This window comes from Enhygromyxa salina (genome assembly GCF_002994635.1).
Lineage (GTDB): Bacteria > Myxococcota_A > Polyangia > Nannocystales > Nannocystaceae > Plesiocystis > Plesiocystis salina_B.
In genome coordinates, this window is the sequence record NZ_PVNL01000101.1 from 1 (window position 1) to 21,366 (window position 21,366).

The following is a 21,366-nucleotide window of genomic DNA, read 5'->3' on the forward strand; positions in this document are numbered from 1 at the left end:
CCACCAACAATCGCCCCCATCCCAGCAAACCCAACCGGCCCGAGGTCCAGCCTCACCCGCGGTCCCATCTGATCCACGACCACCTCCGGCTCAGGCGGCGGCACCACCACCACCGGATCGGGCACCCGCGTCAGCGCGTCGGGCAGCTTCGCCAGGGCCAGCTCGACCACCTGCGTCTCCGTGCAGGTGTCGCACGGCTCGGCGTCGGCCACCAGCTCGCTCTCACCATTGACGATCACCTCCACGGTGACCACATAATCTCGCAGCTCGACGTTCGGCATCTCCACGCGCACCGCGATCATCGACTCCATCGCGTCATCGACCACGACCACCCCCTCCTCGCGCAGTCCATCGCGCAGCTGCTCGTCCAGCGCGACACTCAAGCGCTGCGCCAGCACGACCTCGAGCGCCCCAACATCCACGACCAACCTGACCTGCCTGCCCGTCGCCTCTGGCGACGCAGCCCGTGCTCGCGTCGCCGCACCAATCAGCAACACCGCAGCCAACAACGCCGGGTACCAACGCAGGCAGCGTTTCATCTTTGAGCGAGTGTGCATCGTTTCCTCAATGTGACGATCCTCGGGTGACTGCTCCCCTGCCCCACCTTTACGCACTCCCCCGACCGCTGCAGCTCAAACAGCGCAATCATGCGCGCGGCCTGAAGGTCGACCTTATCCGCCTTCGACCAACACTTGCTCTTGCTGGTCAGCGTCATGACGAGATTCCAGTCTCCAGCGGTCGTCGCGTTCACGGTCTGCTCGCGCGTGTCCACGCACTGCTTGCCCTCGTGGGGCTGCGCCTTGCGCTCGCGCGCGACCACAGGCGCCGGCTCTTCAACGACTTGCTCGGGCTCGATCTGCTCAGCAGGCGGCGGCTCGACCTGAAGCACCTCGACGAGCTCGCTCGGCGCGACCCGCTCCGGTGGAGCCGGAGACGGCTGCGACTCCTCGCTCACAGCAACTGGCTCCTGAACAACCACAGCAGCCGGCTCCGGCTCCCCGCGCCCTGCAACCCAACCAACCCCGACCAACACCAATCCAAGCACCAAACCAACGCCAACCGCCCACTTCTTGCGTGAAGCCGGCTGCGGCTGCTCATCGACCTGCTCTGCCGAGTCCTCGCGCTCGCGCACGGCAACCGGCGCCGCGAGCTCGCGGCCCGGCAACCCAAGCGTCGCCGTCGGCATCTCCACGTCGCTCGATTCAGGCGCAGCGGCGCCATACGCCAGCGTCGGCGCCCACTCCAGCTCGCCAACCCGCGCGACCGGAACCCCGTCGTCATCCACCCCAGGAGCCGGCGGCCCCCAGCCCTCGGTACCCAATCCCTCAGCCTGCGGGCTCACAATCGGCGCCCCCGACAACGACCGCGACGGCGCGCGCAACAACGCCCGCTCGGGCACCCCCTCCACGCCGGCCCCACAGCTGCCAACCACCGACGCCGAGCTTCGACACGTGATCATCCCCGCCGGGGTCCCAGCCTCACCAAAGTGGGCAAACCGCTCGAGGTTCACTTTGAACTCCCGCCGCGGCACTGGACCGCTGCCGCCCTGCCGCCCGCTGGCGACGAGCTTGCGCATGTCGTCGATCTGCGCGTGCGTGTATGGCCGCGTCGACTCATCGAGGTCGTCCACGCGAAACGATGGAAGGGGGTGCGACATGCGAAGGTGCGTTCGTGACAGTCAGTCGCTGGCCACCGCGCTGCGTTCACGCCGGGCACGAAGGTCTCAGCTCGGGTCACGGCTGCGCGTGCACAACCTCATCCACTTCTTGATCTCGGGGTGACTCGAGCCCGCGCCCACCCGCACACACTCGTCAGTTCGACCAAGCTCGAACAGCGCGTTCATCCGCAGCACCTTCGCTTTGCGACTTGGCCTCCAGCACTTCGACTCGCGGCTCAGCTCCTCGAGCCGATCCCATTCGCCCTTGCGCAGGGCGTCGTCGGCGTGCTCACGCTGGGTCGCACAGCGCTCGGTCTTCCACGGCTTGATCTGTTCGATCTCGGAGGGGCCCTCCACGCTGACGCGACCCACGACAGTCTCCACATTCTCAGTAGGTTCGGGCGGCTCTGCGTCAAACTCGTCCTCTTCGTAGTTGGTCACGACAGCGGCGATGAGCTCGGGCGGCTCCGGGGGCGGCGCGCGCTCGGGCAGAATCACCCACCACACAATCGAGCCAAGACCGCAGGCCAACAGCAGCGCGAGCCCAGCAACGAGCCCGGTCCGACTTCGCAACCCAGCCCTGCGCAGATCCTCCTGCCCCGCGTCATCCCGATCAATTGACGCGACCGCGGCGACTGGCGGGGTGACCGGTTCGGGCAAGCTCCACGGAACCGGCGCTTCACTCACCGCCTCCGGTGCGCCGCCGAGCTCGGCTGGCGCGGGGCCCCATGGATAGAGATCGAGGTCGGCCAGGATCGACGCCTGCGGGGCCCGTGCCTCCACGCGTGGCGGCCGAGGTCGATCACCACAAAACCCGGAGACCGCCGGCCCCCCATGATTCGCGTGACTCCCGATCATTCCGGTGGGGGTCCCAGCGTCGCCAAACCCCAGAAAATAGTCGAGATCAACCGGGTACTCCCGCTGAACGGGCGGGCGCTCGGCCTCGTTGAGCATCTCGCCGATCTGCGCGTGCGTCAATGGCTTCGTTGAATCGTCGAGGTCGTCCTCTGCGTCGGTCTCTTTCATGATCAGCCTGTCGGCAGCGTTTGCGCGCTGACGATGGTCGACGCTGAGTCGCCGACCCCAGCGCTGTGTTCAGCGCCAAGCCTTGGCCGTCAAACGAACACTCGGCCCCGCGCCGCGACTGTCCCCGCGAGCACGCAAGCGCGTGATTACGTCGGGAGCAAATGTCTGAGTTCAACAAACAGCTGGGCGACTACACGCTGAGCCACAAGATCGGCTCGGGCGGCATGGCCGAGGTCTGGATGGCCCAGCGCCACGCAATGGGGGCGTCCAAGACGGTGGCGATCAAGCTGCTCAACGGGGCGTCACGCGAGAAGCCCGAGTACCGCCAGATGTTCCTCGACGAGGCGCGGCTGTCGATGTCGCTCAACAATTCCTCGATTGTGCAGGTCTTTGACGCGGGTGAGTGGGAGGGCGAGTGCTTCATGGCGATGGAGTGGGTCGACGGGATCAACCTGTCGCAGCTCAACCAGACGCTGTGGGACCACGGCGAGTGGCTGCCGCTGGACGTGGTCGCGTACATCGTTGGCGAGGTCCTGCGGGCCCTCGATCACGCCCACAACGTTCGCACCCCCGAGTCTGCGTCGATCGTTCATCGTGATGTGTCACCGCAAAACGTGATGGTGTCGGTCGCTGGCGAGGTCAAGCTGATGGACTTTGGGGTCGCGCGATTCTCGACCGAAGAGACCGCGGGTACCAACGTCAAGGGCAAGCTGCGCTACATGCCACCCGAGCAGCTGCAGGGGATGTCGCGCGAGCCCACCGTCGATCTATTCGCGGTCGGGGCGGTGTTTCACGAGATGCTCGAGGGTCGCCGGTTCCGCGATGACTGGGATGATCTGCAGCTGCTCACGATGATCATGAACGGCGCGATCCCGCCGCTCACGAACGCACAGAACCTGCCACCGGAGCTGGTGAAGCTCATGCACGGGCTGCTGGAGCCCAACGCACATCTGCGGATTGGCACGGCCCGCGGGGCCCTGCGCATGCTGACCGAGTGGCCAGGCTATCGAAACGCTGCCATCACGCTCGAGTCCTACGTGACGCGCGTGCGTGACCTCGTCCCTCCGCTCGCGCCAGCCATGAGTCCCGGATCGGGCGGGGACGCGCAAGCACGGATCGCGGCGCGGGCTGCCGCCTACGCGGCCGCCCACGCAAGCTCGGGGAGCCAGCGGAGTCAGCGAAGCCAGCGCGGGGTCAACCCCTCGACCGACACCACCCACGATCACCTCGAGGGCGAGGCGGTCGACGACACCAACGTCGGGAGCCTGTGGCCGGAGCGGACACCACAGCTCACGCGCGCGCTGGCGGCTTCGATCGCCGCGCTGGCCCTCTCGCTCGGCGGCATGACTGTCTATTTCGCAATGGACAGGTCCCCCGCGGACGCCGACGCTGACTCCGACCCCGCGCCGGACCTGGTGGCCGAGGCCACTTCACCGCCCGCAAGACCGAGCCCGCAGCTCGACCACGAGCCCGAGCCCGAGCCCGAGCCCGAGCCCGAGCCCGAGCCCGAGCCCGAGCCCGAGCCCGAACTCGAGCTCGAGCCAACCCCGCCGCCACCTGAGCCGGACCCGCCACCCGAGCCACCCGAGCCGCTCGTGCCACCCACGCCAGTCGAGCCCGAGTCGCCCGAACCGACCGAGCACACCGAGGTTCAAGCACCCAAGCAGAAGGTCAAGGTCCTGTTCTTGGCCAACGCCTTCACCTTCGTCTACCTCAAGGTTGGGCGGACAGAGCTGGTGCTCGAGCCAAGGCGGGAGCTCGAGCTGCGCGAGGGCAGCCACACGATCTCCATGCGCACCAACAAATCAGATGACTACAAGAAGGTCGGGCGGCTTCGCCTGCGCCCCGGTCACGACTATCAAGTCCTGATGACCAAGCCCGGCGGCTTTCAGGTCGTGCAAGTCAACTGATCCGTCCAGGCTCCACATGACCATCGAGAGCGTCGTCATCATCATCGTCGGATTCGCGGCGACGGTATTTTTGTTGAGCTTCTCCTGGCGGCTGTGGGTCCAGGCACCCGTGCCCCCGGCCCAGACCCAGGGCCCGCGCGTGGAAGGACCCCCGCTCGGGCCGCCGCCCGGCGCCGAGCACTGGATGGCCTGGGCCCAGCCTGGCGCACCAACGGCGCCGCCCTCCCCCGAGCGAGAGCTGTTCGAGCAGTCTCAGCTGGTGCCCGTCGCCGAGCTGATGCCCAACGCCGACGGCGAGCTCGACATGGCCCGCACCATGTTCTTCTTCAAGAAGGATCCCGAGAAGACCGAGATCCTCACCGAGGCGCTCGATCTCGAGAGCGTCGAGCCCGACGCGCCGATCAGCTCCCACAGCAGGGTTCAGACCACGCCGGTTCGCAACGCCGGTGGAACGCGCCGCCCCGGTGTTCGGGCGCGGCGCGGCCCACCTCCCCCACCCGCGGTCTCCAAATAACAGCAATCACGACGAGTTCGGGCCTCGTCATGGGGTGGGAGATCAACAATGGTGGTCGCCTTCCGTGCCTCACGCTCCATGGCGAGTGCTCGTTTTATCGGTATGTCGACATGACAATAATTGAGGACCCGAAGTCTTGAGTCACGCGAGCATGTTCATCTTCGTCGGCGCGTCGCTGGCCGTGATCGGCTGCGGCGTGTGGTGGCTGTGGCTGTGGCGGCGACGCCGGCTGAGTGCGGCCGTGGCCGCGGCGGCCCCCGTCTACTGGGAGGACGAGCGGACGCTGTACTCGACCTACGAAGATCTCGGGATCATTCAACCAGGCGGCTCGCCGCCGCAACCCGCAGCCGACGCGACAACCTCTCTCGACATGGAGCTGATGGGGATGGACGCCGCCGAGCTCGTCACGCTGGACGCGAGGACCACCTCGATCGACATGAGCGAGTTCATGGATGTCGCGGCGGCGCCGAGCAGCACCCGCGCGAGCGAGCGCTGACCTCGGCGAGGGTGTTCAGGCGAGCGCGCGCTCGACCAGGGTTGCGACCGCGTCGACGCTGGCGCAGGCATCCACGCTCACCGCGGCCTCGCCGTACGCGGCCTCGCGGGCGCTCAGCAGCTCGGTCAGCTGCTGGGCGAGCGCGGCTTCACTGGCAGCGAGCAGCGGCCGAGCGGCTCGCTCGCTCGGCGCCGCCAGCCGTCGACTCAGGGTCTGCACGTCGGCGCGCAGGTACACGAGCTGCCCGACCGCCGACATCGTCGCCAGGTTGGCGCGGTCCGTGACGATCCCCCCGCCGGTTGCGACGACCGCCGGCGCTATCGGAAACCCCGGCTCGCGCACCAGCGAGTCGAGCGCGGCCCGCTCACACGCCCGAAAGTAAGCCTCCCCCAGCTCGAACAGCTGGGCCACGCTGGCTCCGAACACACGCTCGATCCGCAGGTCCAGATCAATGAAGGTAGCCGCGTGCCGACGGGCGAGCTCGCGGCCTACGCTGGATTTGCCGGCGCCCATCATCCCCAGCAAGAACACGGGTCGCGTGAACACGAGGACCCCTCTACCATGGACCGGATGGCCCGGCTCCTCCGCCTGACCGCGCTCGCGAGCGTGCTCGCAGCGCTCGCGTGCGCCAACAAGCCCGAGCCCGGCGGCGGGCCGTCGGCCGACGCGCAGACCGGGCTATCCGCGAAGGGTCACCCCGTGAAGCCGGCGAAGGCGACCGAGCCCCCGGGTCAGCCCGACGCGCTGGTCCCCCTGGCGAGCGCTCCGGAGGGCGCGCGACCGTGCGAGCGAATGTGCGGCCGGGTCGGCGACTGCCTGCGCGAGCGCGGCGACAAGAGCGACGCCAGCCACCTGCGCGACGCCGGGCACCTCGAGCTCACCTGCCTGGATCTGTGCGTCAACGTCAGCCCCACCAGCGACGCCGGCAAGCGGTTTCGTGGGTGCGAGAGCCGCGATAGCTGTGATCCGCTGCTCGACTGCACGCGCCAGGAGTGGGACGCCGCCGCCAAGGCCCGCACCGTCATCGTCACCCAGATCGACGCGGCGCCGTCCCACTACGGCACCTGCGAGCTCGTGTGCGGTGGCATGTATGCCTGTCACCACTACGACCGCCCGCTGCACCAAGTGGACAGCCGCAGTCAGCAGTTCGAGCAGGACGTCCGATCGTGCATGTACGGCTGCGACCCGGGCGCGGAGGCGATGATGGAGTACGCCGAGTGCGCCCGCGAGCACAGCTGCAACGCCCAGTGGGAGTGCTGGAGTCGAGCCAGCTCCCGCCACTGAGCGCTGGAGCGGAGCTCACCCGCCGATTGATGTCGAGCGATTCACGATCCGCGGCGTCAAGAAGATCAGCATCTCCGAGCGATCGTCCCGCTCGACCTTGTTCTTGAAGAACCACCCGATGATCGGGATATCCGCGAACCACGGCACCTTGCTGTGGTTCATCGCCTGGTTGCGCGTGTAGATCCCACCGATCACCGCCGTGTCGCCGTCGACGATCAACAGCTGGCTCTGCGCCGACTTGGTCAAGATCGTTGGATCACCCCGCGCGCCGGTGTTGACGAAGTCGGCCTCGTTCTTCTGGACCTGCACTTCGAGCATCACGGCGCCCTCGTTGGTCACGTGCGGGGTCACGCGCAGCCCGAGCGTCGCGTTGACGTAGCGGGTGTTGACGCCCTGAGCCGAGACCTGCGAGATCGGGATCTGCACGCCCTGCTCGATCTGCGCCTCGGTGTTGTCGAGGGTCACGATCTTCGGCGCCGAGATGATCCGGACCTCGCCCTCGTCCTCGGCCGCGGACAGCCGCAAGTTGGTGTTGAGGTTGCCCGAGAGGCTGCCGAAGCTGAACCCGATCGCGCCACCGGTGCCGGTCGAGACCGGGGCCGGCAGGTCGACCGCGTAGTTCGGATTGGCCGCTGCGCCGGGCAGGATCAAGCCGCCAACTGGCGACTGGTTGCCGCCCGAGCCACCCCCGACGCCGATCGCGTTGGGAAACAGCAGCCCGGTCGGGTTGCCGGTTCCGGGGCTGGCGATGAAGTCGAAGCCCCACTGGATGCCGAGCTGACGCAGCCAGTTGGTCCGCGCCTCGACGATCCGCGCCTCGATCAAGACCTGCGGGGTCTGGCTGTCGAGCTGACGCACGAGCGACTCGGCCAGCGCGATGTTCTCGGCCACGTCCATCACGATCAGCGTGTTGGTGCGGGTGTCCGGGGTCACTGATCCGCGCGAGCTCATCACGCTCTGGACCTTGGGCAGCATCTCGTCGACCGTCGCGTACGACAGCGGGATCAGCCGGGTCTCGAGCGGCTTGAGCTGAACCGCGGCGTTGGCCTCTTCGATCGCCTTGCGCCGCTCTTCCTCGAGCTTGGTCTGGGTCGAGACCCGGATCACGTTGCCCTCTTGGATCATCCCCAGCGTCAGCGAGCGCAAGATGATGTCCAGGGCCTGATCCCACGGCACCGCGGAGAGCTTCATCGTCACCGTGCCCGAGACCTCGGGACCCGCGATGATGTTGACCCGGCCGATGTCCGAGAACAGCAGCAGCACGTCCTTGATCGGGGCGTCCTGCAGCTCGATGTCGATCCGCTCACCCCGCCAGCGCGAGCGATTGCCGACCTTGGTGCCAGGTCGCGCGGCCAGGACCGTCGGGGTCGAGAACCCGGACACCTTGTTGCCGCCCAGGCTCACGACCTCGGTCCGCTCGGGGGTGGTGTCGCTGGCGACCAGCGGGGCCGCATCGCGGGCGCTGGCGAGCTTGGGGAACTTCCAGATTAGCCGATTGGCGGCCCGGTCGAGCTCGATCCCCGCGGGGTCGCCCAGCGCCGAGGCGACCACGATCTTGACGTCGTTGCCCTCGCGGAAGCTGGTGATCCGGTCGATCGGCCCGTGGAAGCTGGTGGTGTCCAGGCTGCGCTCGAGCCCGGACGGAATCCTGGCGCCGCGCAGCTCGAGCATGGTCATGTTGGGCGTGAGGCTGCTGGCGTCGTAGACGACCGGGCCGTCGAGCTCGACGATCACCCGGGCGCCGTCGGCCCCGTCCTCGAACCGGACGTCGCGGACGGTCGCGTGGCCGGCCGCCTCGCGCTCCTGCTCCCACTGCTGGGTCAGGGAGCGGCGCTTTTGGGTGGCCGCCAGGGTCTCGCCGAGCTGCTCGCCAGCGACAGCGACCTGATGTTGCAGGGCCTCGAGCTTGCCCTGCTCGAGCTCGGTCTGCTTGCGCAGCTTGCCGAGCTCGGTCTCGGCCTTGGCGAGCTCGGACTTGGCCTTGCGGTGCGCTCGCTTGTCGCCCTCGCTGGGGCCCTCGTCGCCGCCGAGCTTCTCGTACTGGACTCGGGCCTGGCGGACCTGGTCGTTGACGGTTGCGAGCTCCGACTGCTTGGTCTCGAGCTCGCCACGCAGCTGCTTGGCCTCGGCCTGCTTGGTCTCGAGCGCGAGCGAGAGCGCGTCGTGATCGCGCTGCAGCTCGGCGAGCCGACCGTTGGCTTGATCCTCGCGCTGCTTGGCGGCTGCGGTCGCGGCCTCGGCCTGCGCGACCGCCCGCTGCAGCTCCTCGCGCCCGCTGTCGTCGTGCTTGCCGAGCTTGCGCGCGGCCTTGCGTGCGTCGCTCAGCGCCTGCTTGGCGTCGGCGTGGGCCTGCACGGCCTGCTCGCTCTCTTCGGTGGCCTGGTGCATGGCCGACTCGGCCTGGCTCAGCAACAGCTCGGCCTGCTTGGCCTTGGCCTCGGCGCTCTGGCGCACGCGGCTGGCGTAGAGTTCGGCGGCCTCGGCCTCGGCCTTGGCCTCGGCGGCGCGCTCGTCGGCGTGCTTGGCCTTGCGCTCGGCCTCGCTCGCGGCCTTCTCGGCGTCGCTCGCCGCCCGCTCCGCGCTGGCCAGCGCCGACCTGCGGGCGTCGGCGAGCCGCTGGGCTTCCGACAGCTTGGCCGCCGCGGCAGCCTCGAGCGACGACGCCCGAGCCTGCGCCGCGCTCTCGAGCGAGGACGCGGTCGCCTCGGCCTCGCGCTCGCGCTTCGACGCGGCTGCCTCGGCGCGCGCGCGAATGCTCTGAGCTTCGCTCTCTTGCTTGGCCGCGACGGCCTCGGCCTCGCGCTGTCGCTGGGCCGCCGCGACCTCGGCCTGGGCACGAATCTTCTCGGCCTCGGCGCGGATCCTGGCGGCGTCACGGTCGGCCTCCTGGGCCTTGGCTGCCGCCTGCTGAGCCCGCTTCTCGGCGCTGCGCGCCCGCTGCTCGGCGTCGGTGGCCTTGGCTTCGGCGTTGCTGGCCTTGGCCTCGGCGCTGCTGGCCTTGGCCTCCTGCACGTCGGCCTTGGCCTTGGCGCTGGCCTCGATCGCGCTGGCCTGCTTGCGCGCGTCGGCCTTCATGGTCTCGATCTCGGCCTGACGCTCGCCGGCGCTCTTGCGGGCGAAGTAGGCCTCGGGCGCGACCTCGCGGGGCGTGAGCGTGATCGCCAGATCGCGACCCTTGGGCACCACGATGTAGCTCGACTCGCGCTTGAGGTTGACGACCACCCGCGCGATCTTGCTGTCGTGCTCCTCGACCGAGCTGATCGTCACGCGGCCAACGGCCCACGAGTCGACCGGCACGTGCGGCACGGCCTTGCCGCGCTCGCTCTTGGCGATATCGACCACCAGCCGGTCGGGATCCGACAGCCTGTACACATTGAAGGTGGGCTCGACGTGACCGAGCAAGCGCAAGATCGTGGTCCCGTCGTCGAGCTCCTCGACGGTCAGGCCGTCGATCTGATTGACGGCCTTGCGGACCTCGAGCTTGGCTTCGGGCTGGACCTCGGGCGTGCTGGCCTTGGTCGTCTTGCTCGAGCTCGACTTCTTGGACTTGGGCGGCCCAGCCGAGGCTGCGCCGGGATCGAGGGCCAACAGCAAGAGCGCGGGCAGAGCAACGACCCCGAGCGGGGACCACTTGCGTGAACGAAGGGTCCGTTGGAGCGACCAGCGGGTATGTGGGGGCTTATGAGGCTGGGAGTTCATGGTGGTCTCCAGTCGCCGGCTTGGTTTCGAGGCGCGCGGGGTCCCGGTCTCACCGGCACGGCCGGCGAGGTGGATATCGGTTCAGTTGGCTGAGGGAGCTACAAACGGGCTAGCGCTCTTTGAGGTAGATGACCTTCCGCTCGCCCCGCTCCAGGTTCCAGCCAGGAGTCAGCTCGGGATCGATGATCTCGATCTCGATGTAATCGCGATTGACCGAAGCGAGCAAAACTTCGGCGCTACTGAAGTACTCGCCTTGCTTGACGCTCTTCGACTTGTTGTCGCCGGCCAAGAACAACGCGGTCGGCGGCACGCTGCGGCCGGCGTTGACGATGGCGATGAGACGCAGCTCTTCGAAGGTGTACTCCGACAGCTTGACGGCCCGCTGCTTCTTGACGATCTCAACGGGGACGGGCGCCTCGATGGATTCGGCGGCGAGGTAATTATGAAAGGGATCGCGGGCGCGACCGGAGAAGTCGTCACGCGTCAGGGTTGGGCGCGGGCGATCGGGCCGCTCGAGCTCGGGCTCGGCCTCCGGGGCCCCTTTGCCACCACTGCCGCCGCTGCGACGGGTTCCAGCCCCGGCGCCAGCTTTCCCGCCGCCCTGGACGATCGGCTGCTGGTTGGGCATGCCGCGCTGCTGGGTGACCGTGGCCTCGTCGCCGCCACACCCAGCGCTCGGAAGCCCGAGCAACACCAGCGCCAGCGCCGGCAGCCCCGCGAGTCGGCCAGAGGTCTTTACGCCGTTCATCACTTGGCTCCCTTACCCTTGCGTCGGGTTGCAGCTTCGCCTCCGCCGCCTTGCTCGTCCTCGGTCAACAACCGAAAGGTGCTGGCCGTGAAGCCGACCTTGAGCTGCGGAAACCCGCTCTCGTCAAAGTCCTTGCCGAGCCTGATCTTGACGTCCTCGATGTTGACGATCTGCTTCATCTCGGAGACGCGGCGGAAGAACTCGCCGACCTCGTGCCACGAACCGAGCGCGATCACCTCGACGGGGATCTTCGCGTAGAAGTCGTGAAACTGCTCGGCCTGCGGGCTCCAGGCCTCGATGCCCAGACCGACGCCCCGCGCCTCACGCTGAAAGGTGCTCATCAGGTGGTCGATCGTCGACGAGTCGACGGGCACGACCTCGAGCGTCTTCTTGAGCTCTTTGTCGCGCTCGGCCTGCTCTTTGACGCGCTGCTCGTAGTTCGAGAGGTTGTCCTTGGCCTTGGCGAGACCGGCCTCGGCCTGGGTCACCCCGGTCGCGGCCGCCGTCTTCGCGGCGAGGATGTCGGAGAAGTACAAGAAGTACCAGCCGCCAACGACGAGCCCTGCGCCTAGCACCCAGGCCAGGCCCAGCTGCCAGGCCGGGTACTTATCGAGTTGATCGAGCGCAGATTCAGCCATTGTCTCAATCCCAGTAGCGAACCTGAGCGTTCAGCTCGAAGGTGTAGTGGTTGTGGAGCGCCTCGCCGGGCCTGAGCGGCTTGGGGGCCCCGCTGGTCGTCGGTGGGGTGACCTCCTCGAGCGCAAACTCGGGGTGGGAGACCCGGGCGAACCGAGCCGACGCGCGCAGGCGCTTGACGAATTCGCTGAGGTCGTCGGGGTCGCGGGCGCTGCCCGTGATCTGCAGCAGGTTGTCGCCGTCCTGCTGCATGCTGGTGAGCCACACGGCGTTTGCGTCCCAGTCGAGCGCGAGCCGGGCCTGCGGATCCAGAGCCACGCGCTTGCGCTGCTCGGCCTCGTCGATGTCCGGCATCCGGCCGGTCGTGAGCACGTTGGTCAGCTCGTGATAGACGTAGACCGGCGTGCGCCGCTTCTGTTGCAGGGCCTCGGCCGCGGCGGTCAGCTCTTCGTAGCGATTGAACCGGGCCTGCAGATCTTCTTCGTCGATCTTCTCGTTGATCGCCCGGGTGTCCTCGACCAACACGCTGGCCTTGGCCTTGAGTCGCTCGGTGTCCTCGACCACGCCGCTCTGCAGCACCCACGCGCCAACGCCAACACCGACCCAGCCGACCAGCATCAAGACCGCGTAGATGCTGCCCTTCGACACGTTGGTCGAGGGCACGACCATCTGCACGGCCGTGATCGCCCGGGTCGACTGAGGCTTGCGCTTGACGGTGGGCGAGAGGTTGATGCGGATCATTGTTCGGCTCCCATCACTTGTCCCCCGGACGTCGCAGCGACAGGCCAAAGGCCACCGTGGCCACCGGCGCATTTGCGCGCAGGTACTCGACATCGAAGCGCTTGGCGTCGACCGCGATACTGGCGAAGGGATCGAAGATGGCGACCGGCACCCGAGCACGATCTTGGATCGCCTTGGGCAGCTGGGGTACCAGCGCGCTTCCGCCCGTCAGGAACACCCGGGCGAGGTTGGCGCCGACCGCGTCCCCCAAATAGAAGTCGATCGTGCGCTGAAATTCGCTCGAGACCTGCTCGGACACCTGCGCGAGCACCCGGTGGACCTCCTGCGGGACCACCTCGGCCGCGCCCATCGATCCCCCACCGCCAACTTTGTAAGCCTCAGCACCATCCATACCGACGGCCAACCGATGGCGAATTGCCTCCGTGAAGGTGTCGCCGCCGGCCGCGAGGTTGCGGTGAAACACCGGCTTGCCGTTGCTGACGATCACGATCGTCGAGAAGTGAGCGCCGATGTTGATGACCGCGACGGTCTCGTTGTCGGTGAAGCCGGTCGCGCTCTCGATCGCGTTCTGCATGGCGAACGCGTCGGTGTCGACGACGACCGGGTTGAGGCCCGCCGCCTTCACCGCTTCGAAGTACTGCTCGACGATCTCGCGCTTGGCCGCGACCAGCACGACCTCCATCTGGCCGTCCGACGTGCGCGGGACCAAGACCTCCCAGTCGACGATGACCTCGTCACGCGCGAACGGGATGTTCTGCTTGACCTCCCACTCCATCTGCTCGGCGAGCGCGGGGCCCTGCATCGCCGGGATGTGGAGGCGACGAACGATCACGCTGTTGCCCGACACCGCGAGCGCGATGTCCTTGCCGCGCAGGTGAATGCGCTTGCTGAGGTTGCGGATCGACTCCGCGACCGCGCCGTGGTTGGCGATCGCACCGTCGACGATCGCGCCCGGTGGCAGCGGCTCGATGCCGAAGTTTTGCAAGCTGAACGACTTGCGGGACGCCTTGACCTGCACGAGCTTCACTGAGCTCGAGCCGATGTCGAGGCCGATGCACTGGCGCGCCATCAGCTCCTCGCTCCTCGCTCGAACGAGCGCGTGACGAATTGTGAAACTTCGCTGAATTCGCGTGAATTCGGCATAATTTTTGAGTTTTTCTGACTCGCCGCGGCGTCGCGACGAGCCCTGAACACGAGCGACACGACCAGGCCAGACTCGCGGCCGGATCCAACCCCCGATCCAACCCCAAGCCCCGACTCGATACCCGCGCTCAGCTCTGCGCGTCGATGTCGGGCCAGACCTCGGCGCGGGCCGAAGGCTTGAGCCCCAGCGCCTCGAGGATCTTGCGCTTGGTGTCCATGCGACAGGGACAACCCGCCTCGACGCGATCGATCGTCAGCGGTGAGACGCCAGCTCGACGGGCGAGCTCGGCCTTGCTCATCATCGCTTCCTGGCGAAGCTTGCGTACGTTGTTCGGCTCGATGCCCGAGCGTGAGCGCGCACGCGACTTCTTGCTGGCGCGCTCCGGCTTGGCGACCGGTGCCGGCTCGCGGACAATCTCGGGCGCCGACTCCAGCTTCACACCCGACGTCCCCGACTTCGGCTTCTTTGGCTCCGGGGGAGTCGACGCCGAGGGCTCGCGCTCGGTCGCGCTCGCCTCGGTCTCGATCTCCGACACCGCAGACTGGCGCTGGAACTCCTGTGTGTCGTCCATTTGGGAGTCCGGCGAGTCCTGTGAGTCGCTGCCCATGAGGGTGCGAGCCTTGGGCTCGGGTTTTGCTGGCGACTTCATCGGGACCGCAGGGCTGTGGCGCGAGGGTTGGGCCCAGACCGGCCTCAGCGCGCTCGTGCCCGAACATTGTCGGGGTCCAGGGCGTGGGAGTCAACGTCCACGTGCTGCCCAAATGATGCCTAATTGAGTGCAAGTGATAGGGATTTGATGTGTCTTTTAAGCAGTCAGCCGCACGACCCGTCGCCGGATTGTTCTCGTCGTGGCGACGCACGGCGAATGAGTTTACTGACACGTTCACGAGGCTGGCTCAGCGGGGGAGACCCTGCGTCAGTTAGCTTCCCACGCAGAGCGGGTCCCCTCAAAAAAACCCCGCGAATACCGACCTATAACTGGTTTTTTGAGCAGGTTCGCGGTGGGTAACATGCTCTGGTGAGCGACGACGGTACGAGTGCGGGTTTCTCGCGGATTCTGATCGTCGACGACGAGGAGCCCATGCGCCACATGCTCGAGCTGCTGCTGCGGCGGGCGGGCTTCGAGGTGATCAGCGCGGCGAGCGGCGAGCAGGCCCTCGAGCTAGCCGAGCGCGAGGCGATCGACGTCGTGCTCTCGGATGTGCGCATGCCCGGCCTCGATGGGCTCGCCCTGGCCGAGCGGCTCACGGCCACCCACCCGGAGATCACCCTGGTGATGATGAGCGCGTTTGGGAGCGTGGATCTGGCGCTCGAGGCCATGCAGCGCGGCGCCTACGACTACATCTCCAAACCTTTCAAGCAGGACGAGGTGATCTTGACCCTGCGCAAGGCCGAGGAGCGGCTGCGCTTGCGGCGGGAGAACGCCAACCTGCGCGCCCGGGTGAGCGAGCTCGAGCATGGCGCGGGCGCCGTCGAGGGGATCGAGCTGATCGGGCGGCTGCTGATCCACAGCCGGGCGATGCGCAAGGTCGCCAAGACCGTCCGCAAGGTCGCGCGGTTCGAGACCACGGTGCTCGTGCTCGGCGAGTCCGGCGTCGGCAAGGAGCTGGTCAGCCGCGCGCTGCACGATCTCGGCAGCCGCGCGGCCGGACCGTTCGTCGCGGTCAACTGCGGGGCGATCCCCGAGGGCCTGCTCGAGTCGGAGCTGTTTGGCCACAGCAAGGGTGCGTTCACCGACGCGAGCAGCGACAAGCCCGGCCTGTTCGAGGCGGCCCGCGGCGGCACGATCTTCCTCGACGAGGTCGGCGAGCTCCCGATCAGCGTGCAGGTCAAGCTGCTGCGCGCGCTGCAGGAGCGAGAGATCCGCCGGGTCGGGGAGAACACCCAGCGGCCGATCGACGTGCGGGTCGTGGCCGCGACCTCGCGCGCGCTCGAGGAGATGGTCGAAGACGGCGAGTTCCGCGAAGACCTGTTCTACCGGCTGGCCGTGATGCCCCTGCGGATCCCGCCGCTGCGCGAGCGTCGGGAGGACATCGCGATGCTCGCCGAGCACTTCTTGACCACGATCAACCGCAGGCTCGGGACCAACGTTCAGGGGCTCGACGCCGAGGCCAAGCGGATCATGCTCGCCTACGACTGGCCCGGAAACGTGCGCGAGCTCGAGAACAGCCTCGAGCACGCGACCGTGATGACCGAGGGCGCGGTGATCGGGCCCGACGAGCTGCCCGAACGCCTGGGCCGCCAGCGCCGACCGACGACCGACGAGCCGTCCGAGCTCGGGTTCACGCTGCGCTTCTCCGCCGATGATCTGTCCGTCAAGCGTGCGCAGCGACGGGCCGAGCGCGAGCTGATCTTGCGGGCGCTCGAGCAGACGACCGGCAACCGGACCCACGCCGCGAAGCTGCTGGATCTCAGCCACCGCGCCCTGCTCTACAAGATCAAGGACTACGACATCGGCTAGGGAAATTTGCCCTGGGCGACCTCGAGCTGGGCCTTGGCGATGAAGTAGGCGGCGAGCGCCTCGACCTGCTCGCGCGCGGCCGTGGCCGCGGCCAGCTCGCGCAGGTTGACGAGCAGGAGGTCGCCCGCGCCGAGGCTGAACCGGCGCAGCTCGGCGCTCGCCAGGGTCTGGGCCAGCTCGACTTGCTCGTCGGCGAGCTGGGCTTGTTGGTAGGCGGCGGCCACGGCGGAGTGCGCGTCGCGGACATCCACGGCGACCTGATCCCGGGCGAAGCGGAGCTCCGCGTCGATCCCTCCGAGCTCGGCCCGCGCAGCCTGAAGCTTGCCCCGGGCCCCGCGAAGCGGAATGGGGATCTGGATCTCGATCATCGCGGCGAGCTCGACGGGCAGCTGCTCGGGGGCGCCCGGCCCGATGTCCTTGGCCGCCCACGCCGACAGATCGATCTCGGGGCTGCGCAGGTTCTTGGCCAGGCGGACCTCGACCTCGGCTTGCTCGCGCGCAGCGTGAACCGCCGCCAGATCCGGGCGCCGATCCAGCGCGGCCTGGATCTCGGCGTCGATGTCGACGAGCTGCGGCGGGACGACCGGGGGAAACGCGAGCGGCAGCCGCTCGGCCCCGGCCAGCTGCGGCTCGCCGCCCACGTCGCGCAGGAACAGCGACAGCTCGAGGGTCGCGGCCTGAAACTTGCGCTCGGCCCCGACGACCCGGGCCTCGCGGGCCAGGATCACCCGGCGGTTGTCGGTTGCGACGATCGCTTCGATGTCGCCGAGCTCGACCTGGCGGCGCAGCCCAACGTCGCGCGACAACGCGATCTCCAGCAGCGAGCGCTCGATCTCGAGGGCGAGCCCGGCGGCCACCCAAGTCCAGTACGCCTGGGCCGCCTTGGCCCCGAGCTCGAGCTGCTTGGCGTCGCGCTCGAGCTCGGCGCGCTGCTGTCCGATCCGCGCCTGCTCGATGTCGGCGCGGGTGCGATCGATCGGGCCGCCCTGCCACACGGGCACGCTGACCCCAGCGCGCAGCTCTCCGCCGTCGGCGGTCGGCAGCTTGGCGTCGTAGACCGCGAACTCGCCCAGCCCGACTCGCCAGCCCGCCCACACACCCAGACCCCACAGCGGCGTCGGCTGCTCGACCCGGACGTCGACGATCCCATGCCGGTAGTAGCCGAGCGGCTGGATCAGCCCGCGCATCGCAACCTTGGTGTCAAAGCCTCCGCGCGCGGCGAGCAGCTTGCCGTCGGCGACGGCGATCTTGGCCTGCGCGGCGACCAGCCGGGGATCCGCCCCGCCGAGCGAGCTCAGGACCTCGCCCAAAGTCAGGATGTCTGCGCGGGGCTGCGCGGCGCTCAGATCGTTGAGCCCCGAGCTCTCGGCGACGGGCCCGAGCTCGGCCTCGGCGGGATCGCTGCGGCGAAAGTCGTCAGCGGGACGAGCCGGGGCCGGCTTGGGTGGTGCAGTCGCCAGCGCCTCGCCGGGCGCGAAGCCGATCGCCAGACCGACCGCCGCCGACGCTGCCAGGCGCCCCCACGCTCGGCGAGTCATGTCCCCTCCTTGCCTGCGCCATCCATGGCGAGCGGCTCCACCACCGGTGGAAACCCGTTGAACTGGCGCCACAGCTCGAACCCCAGCCGCACGGTATCGAGGAGGATCCACCCGTTGACGCGGACGCCCTGGCGCAGCCAGTGAGCGTCGGGCCACGGCTCATCGCCGCCCGCGGGCGAGACGACCACGCGAAACCGACCGTGCTCGTCGGCGGTCGCGTCGACGAATTCGACGACGCCAGGGAAGGTCCCGACCGCGGCCGACGGCCACCCGACGAACTGGACCGCCGGCCAGCCCTGAAACTGCAGACGAACGTGGCGACCCGGCGTGATCAGCGGGCCGTCCTTGCCGTCGACCCACAGCTCGACCGCGCTCGCGGTCAGCTCCGGGACGAACACCGCCACGGGATCGCCAGGTTTGAGCATCTGCGCGTCCTGTTTGGCGATGATGCGCAGGATCGTCCCGTCACGCGGCGCCTCGATCGACATCCGCTGCTGGCGGGCCTGGCGAGAGTCGATCTTCTGGACCTCGGCCGTGGCCTTGGCGAGCTCGGACTCGGCCTTGCGCAGCGAGGCCCGGGCCTCCTCGATCGACGCGCTGGCGTCGGCTCCGACGTGCTCACGATCCGCCCCGAGCGCCCCGACCTCGCGCTTGGCCGCGGTCAGGCTCGCGCGGGCGCGGCCGTGCTCGGCCTGCTTGGTCTCGAATTCCATCTGCGCCAGCTCGACCTGGCGTTTGGAGGTCAGCCCCTCATCAAATAGCGCGCGCTGGCGCTCGAGGTTGAGGCTGGCGGTTCGCTCCGCGGCCGCGGCCGCGCTGACGGCTTGCTCGGCCGCGTCGAACCGGTTGCGGGACATGTCGACGCGCAGCTCGGCGGACATCCCCTTGGCCTCGCGCGCGAGCTGAAGCGCCGCGATCTTGGCCTCGGCGACCTCGACGGCCCCCTCGGCCGCGATCGCCTGGGCCAGCACCGCGTTTCGCTCGCGCTCGATCCTGGCCAGGATCTCCGGATCGTTGTCGGAGATCTCGGCGATGACATCTCCGGCGCGCACGCGCTCCCCCTCCTGCACGTGCCAGGTGCTGACCCGCCCTTCGATCGGGGCCTCGATCACCTGCTGCCGCTCGAGCGGTGCGTAGGCGATCACCCTTCCCTGCCCCGCGACGCTCTGGCGCCACGGCGCGAACACCAGCGCGAGCACCACCAGCGCAAACCCGACGCCGAGGATCCGCGCGAACACCCGGGCCGCGCGGGGCGAGCGGCTCGCTAGCAAGCTCGGCCGCGCGTGGTCGAGCGGCGAACCAAAGGCGTAGTGGTCGATGTCGGCGTTCATGGTTGGCTTCGCTCCAGCAGCGCAGGATCTTCGGTGATCACCAGCAGGGTCCACGGCGCGTCCGCGCCGAACAGGTGGTCCAGGAGCCGCGCGCGGCTGTCGGCGTCGAGCCCCAGACCATCGAGGCTGCCGTCGAGCACCAGCAGGCGCGGGCGTCGAAGCAGGGCCTGCGCCACCATCAGACGCCGGGCCTCGAGCTCGCGCAGCGGCCAGCCGTTGGGCATCAGCGAGGTCCGCAAGCCGTGGGGCAGCGCGTGAATTCGGTCGCTGAGACCGACGATCTCCAGCACCCGTCGGACGGTCGCGGGCTCGCTGGGGCTCAGCTGCGGATCCAGGTTGTCGTGCACCGATCCGGCGACCAGATCAATCCCACGGACCAGCACCACGGCGGCGCGGAGCGCCTCGAGATCGAGCTCCCGGACCGGACTGGCGTCAATCCGAACGTCGACCGTGGATGGATCGCCCAGTCCGAGCAACGCGTCGCAGAGATCGGAGCGGGCTGCCGTCCTTCCAACCAGCACGCGCTTGTCCCCGGGCGCGAGGGCGAGCGGCTCCACCCCACCCGCGGCCGTCGGCTCACGAACCTCGACCGCGAGCGGACCCGCGCCGCGCAGCAGCTCACCACCGCTGCGCTCGAGCGGCATGTCGACGACCTTGCCGAGCTTGGCCGCCGCGGCCGTCGCGTCGTAGAAGCTCTCGAGCTGCTTGCCCAGCTTGCCCAGCCCGGCCCCGATCGCGGTGACGACCAGCTCCGCCGCGACCAGCTGGCCAAGCGTGAGCTGGCGGCGAATCACCAGCCATCCGCCGATCCCCAGCAACGCGGTGCTCGCCAGGACCTGAAGCCCGACGCCGCCGCTGAGCTGACGGAGCAAGCGTGTGAAGTGCTCACCTCGCGCCACCAGCCACTCGCGGATCAGCAGCTCGGCCCGGGCGTCCGCGAACGAGCGCGAGCGCGAGTCGACGAAGCGCAGCGGGGTCGCGGCGAGGTCTTCGATCCAGGCCGCGACCGCGTACTTGCGGTTCGACTCGGCCAGGCTGCTGGCCACGGCGCCCCGTCCGGCGACGAACACCACGAGCACGACCGCGACCAGCAGCGCGAGGTCGAAGGCCAGCAACATCGGGTGGTAGAACCCGAGCAGGATCATGCCCACGAGCATCTGCAGGCCCAGCGACAAGCCGTCGACCAGCAGAGTCGCGCCGGCTTTTTGCAGGTTCACGACGTCGAAGAAGCGGTTCGCCAGCTCGGGCAGGTGAACCGTGCGGCGGGCCTCGAACGACATCCGCGGGAACCGACGAGCGAAGTCCGCGGCGGTTCGCACGAACAACCTGCGCTGCAGCGCCTCGACGACCATCGCCTGGAGGATCCGCAGGACCGCCACGAACCCGAGCACGACCGCGAGCATGGCGCTCAAGACCACCAGGGGCTGGAGCACCGAGCCAAACGCCACGGTGCTGACCAACGCCTGCACGGCGATCGGGACCGCGAGGCTCGAGGCGCCGATCGCCATCGAGTAGACGAGCGCGACGCCCAGGTCCCCGCGCTCGATCCGGGCGAGCGCAAACAGCCGTCGAATCGCCGCGAACCGGCCCGCGGTGCCGGGCAGCGAAGCGGCCTCGAGCGGCGCGAGCGGCAGCAGCGGCTCACCGCGAAACCACCGGGGCGACTCGACACCGGCGGTCTCGAGCTCGAGCTGCAGCCACTGCGCCAGCCTTCGCGCGCTCGAGCGCCGCCGCTGCTGGCCGCCGAGCTCGTCGATCACCGCAAATTCGACGCCCCGCCCACGACGGCCGAGCACCGCCAGCCAGCGCCCGCCTTCGCCCGCTCGAGCTGCGGGCAGCCAGGTCAGGGCCGGGCCACTGAGTGCCAGCAGCTCCGCCGGGTCGCAGGGCCAGCGCAGGTGGACGCTGCCCAGGCGGAGCCCGGCCCGCCGACCCGCGAGCCCCAGGCTTCGCAGCCGATCGTCACCCCCGAGCGCGAGCCCGTCGGTCGCGGCCTCCCAGGCGACCCGCGGCGCGAGCGTGACCCCAGCCGAGTCGGCGACCAGCTCGAGCACCTGGGTCAGCGCCTGCACGGGCGATACCCCCGCGTCTTCGAGCGTATCAGCTTCGGTCACTGGCAGCATTGCGAACTCGCGGATGATCTAGCCTCGAACTGACTTTCAGCAAATAGAAAATAGAATA

Annotated in this window: 18 protein-coding genes; 5 read left to right on the forward strand and 13 right to left on the reverse strand. The window is 68.7% G+C overall.

The genetic code is table 11. From position 1 onward, the window contains the following. From ENSA7_RS24960 to ENSA7_RS24970, 3 genes are all read right to left on the reverse strand, one after another. The coding region (locus tag ENSA7_RS24960; protein WP_219908053.1) for a hypothetical protein at positions 1 to 539 on the reverse strand (539 nt) is incomplete at its 3' end. After that, on the reverse strand, positions 536 to 1,630 hold the full coding sequence (locus ENSA7_RS24965; RefSeq protein ID WP_106091853.1) for a hypothetical protein: 1,095 nt from the start codon (positions 1,628 to 1,630) through the stop codon (positions 536 to 538). The genes ENSA7_RS24960 and ENSA7_RS24965, both read right to left, overlap by 4 nt. 93 nt (positions 1,631 to 1,723) lie before the next feature. Beyond that, entirely contained in the window at positions 1,724 to 2,683 is a 960-nt protein-coding gene (locus ENSA7_RS24970) for a hypothetical protein (RefSeq protein WP_106091854.1), read from the reverse strand. A gap of 161 nt (positions 2,684 to 2,844) precedes the next feature. Here ENSA7_RS24970 and ENSA7_RS24975 point away from each other — a divergent pair, with 161 nt between their 5' ends. From ENSA7_RS24975 to ENSA7_RS24985, 3 genes are all read left to right on the forward strand, one after another. Beyond that, the gene (locus ENSA7_RS24975) at positions 2,845 to 4,593 is read left to right on the forward strand and encodes a serine/threonine-protein kinase (protein WP_106091855.1); all 1,749 of its coding nucleotides are present in this window, start codon (positions 2,845 to 2,847) and stop codon (positions 4,591 to 4,593) included. Positions 4,594 to 4,609: 16 nt separating this feature from the next. Then, complete coding sequence (locus tag ENSA7_RS24980) at positions 4,610 to 5,107, forward strand: hypothetical protein (RefSeq protein ID WP_106091856.1); 498 nt, start codon at positions 4,610 to 4,612, stop codon at positions 5,105 to 5,107. A gap of 136 nt (positions 5,108 to 5,243) precedes the next feature. Further along, positions 5,244 to 5,603, forward strand: coding sequence for a hypothetical protein (locus ENSA7_RS24985; RefSeq protein WP_106091857.1), 360 nt, complete (start codon positions 5,244 to 5,246; stop codon positions 5,601 to 5,603). A gap of 15 nt (positions 5,604 to 5,618) precedes the next feature. Here the strand turns inward: ENSA7_RS24985 and ENSA7_RS24990 are convergent, their stop codons facing one another. Then, positions 5,619 to 6,149 (reverse strand): shikimate kinase, encoded by a 531-nt coding sequence (locus tag ENSA7_RS24990; protein WP_146158102.1) that lies wholly within the window; start codon positions 6,147 to 6,149, stop codon positions 5,619 to 5,621. 24 nt (positions 6,150 to 6,173) lie between these two features. Between ENSA7_RS24990 and ENSA7_RS24995 the strand changes: the two genes are divergently transcribed. Continuing rightward, a complete protein-coding gene (locus tag ENSA7_RS24995) occupies positions 6,174 to 6,887 on the forward strand; it encodes a hypothetical protein (RefSeq protein WP_146158103.1) in 714 nt (237 codons plus the stop codon). Positions 6,888 to 6,902: 15 nt separating this feature from the next. On the opposite strand, the gene ENSA7_RS25000 is transcribed toward ENSA7_RS24995, so the two are convergent. From ENSA7_RS25000 to ENSA7_RS25025, 6 genes are all read right to left on the reverse strand, one after another. Next, entirely contained in the window at positions 6,903 to 10,481 is a 3,579-nt protein-coding gene (locus tag ENSA7_RS25000; RefSeq protein ID WP_181234079.1) for a type IV pilus secretin family protein, read from the reverse strand. A 214-nt stretch (positions 10,482 to 10,695) separates the two neighbouring features. Then, positions 10,696 to 11,334: a hypothetical protein gene (locus ENSA7_RS25005; RefSeq protein WP_106091861.1), complete on the reverse strand. Its 639-nt coding sequence runs from the start codon at positions 11,332 to 11,334 to the stop codon at positions 10,696 to 10,698. Next, entirely contained in the window at positions 11,334 to 11,972 is a 639-nt protein-coding gene (locus ENSA7_RS25010) for a type IV pilus inner membrane component PilO (RefSeq protein ID WP_106091862.1), read from the reverse strand. Before ENSA7_RS25010 ends, ENSA7_RS25005 begins: the two co-directional genes overlap by 1 nt. Before the next feature lie 4 nt (positions 11,973 to 11,976). Beyond that, positions 11,977 to 12,711, reverse strand: coding sequence for a PilN domain-containing protein (locus ENSA7_RS25015; RefSeq protein ID WP_181234080.1), 735 nt, complete (start codon positions 12,709 to 12,711; stop codon positions 11,977 to 11,979). A 13-nt stretch (positions 12,712 to 12,724) separates the two neighbouring features. Further along, entirely contained in the window at positions 12,725 to 13,780 is a 1,056-nt protein-coding gene (pilM, locus tag ENSA7_RS25020) for a type IV pilus assembly protein PilM (RefSeq protein WP_106091864.1), read from the reverse strand. A gap of 202 nt (positions 13,781 to 13,982) precedes the next feature. Continuing rightward, positions 13,983 to 14,504: a helix-turn-helix transcriptional regulator gene (locus ENSA7_RS25025; RefSeq protein WP_244923903.1), complete on the reverse strand. Its 522-nt coding sequence runs from the start codon at positions 14,502 to 14,504 to the stop codon at positions 13,983 to 13,985. Between the two features lie 369 nt (positions 14,505 to 14,873). Here ENSA7_RS25025 and ENSA7_RS25030 point away from each other — a divergent pair, with 369 nt between their 5' ends. Further along, the gene (locus ENSA7_RS25030) at positions 14,874 to 16,316 is read left to right on the forward strand and encodes a sigma-54-dependent transcriptional regulator (protein ID WP_280524036.1); all 1,443 of its coding nucleotides are present in this window, start codon (positions 14,874 to 14,876) and stop codon (positions 16,314 to 16,316) included. On the opposite strand, the gene ENSA7_RS25035 is transcribed toward ENSA7_RS25030, so the two are convergent. Genes ENSA7_RS25035 through ENSA7_RS25045 form a run of 3 tightly spaced genes read right to left on the reverse strand, consistent with a single transcriptional unit; the run spans position 16,313 to position 21,299 of the window. Beyond that, positions 16,313 to 17,854 (reverse strand): TolC family protein, encoded by a 1,542-nt coding sequence (locus ENSA7_RS25035; protein WP_106091866.1) that lies wholly within the window; start codon positions 17,852 to 17,854, stop codon positions 16,313 to 16,315. The genes ENSA7_RS25030 and ENSA7_RS25035 overlap by 4 nt on opposite strands. Next, complete coding sequence (locus tag ENSA7_RS25040) at positions 17,851 to 19,185, reverse strand: HlyD family secretion protein (protein ID WP_106091867.1); 1,335 nt, start codon at positions 19,183 to 19,185, stop codon at positions 17,851 to 17,853. Before ENSA7_RS25040 ends, ENSA7_RS25035 begins: the two co-directional genes overlap by 4 nt. Continuing rightward, positions 19,182 to 21,299 carry an ATP-binding cassette domain-containing protein gene (locus ENSA7_RS25045; RefSeq protein ID WP_146158104.1) on the reverse strand — a complete coding sequence of 706 codons (2,118 nt, stop codon included), beginning with the start codon at positions 21,297 to 21,299 and terminating at the stop codon, positions 19,182 to 19,184. The genes ENSA7_RS25040 and ENSA7_RS25045 overlap by 4 nt, the downstream gene beginning before the upstream one ends. Positions 21,300 to 21,366: the final 67 nt, after the last annotated feature.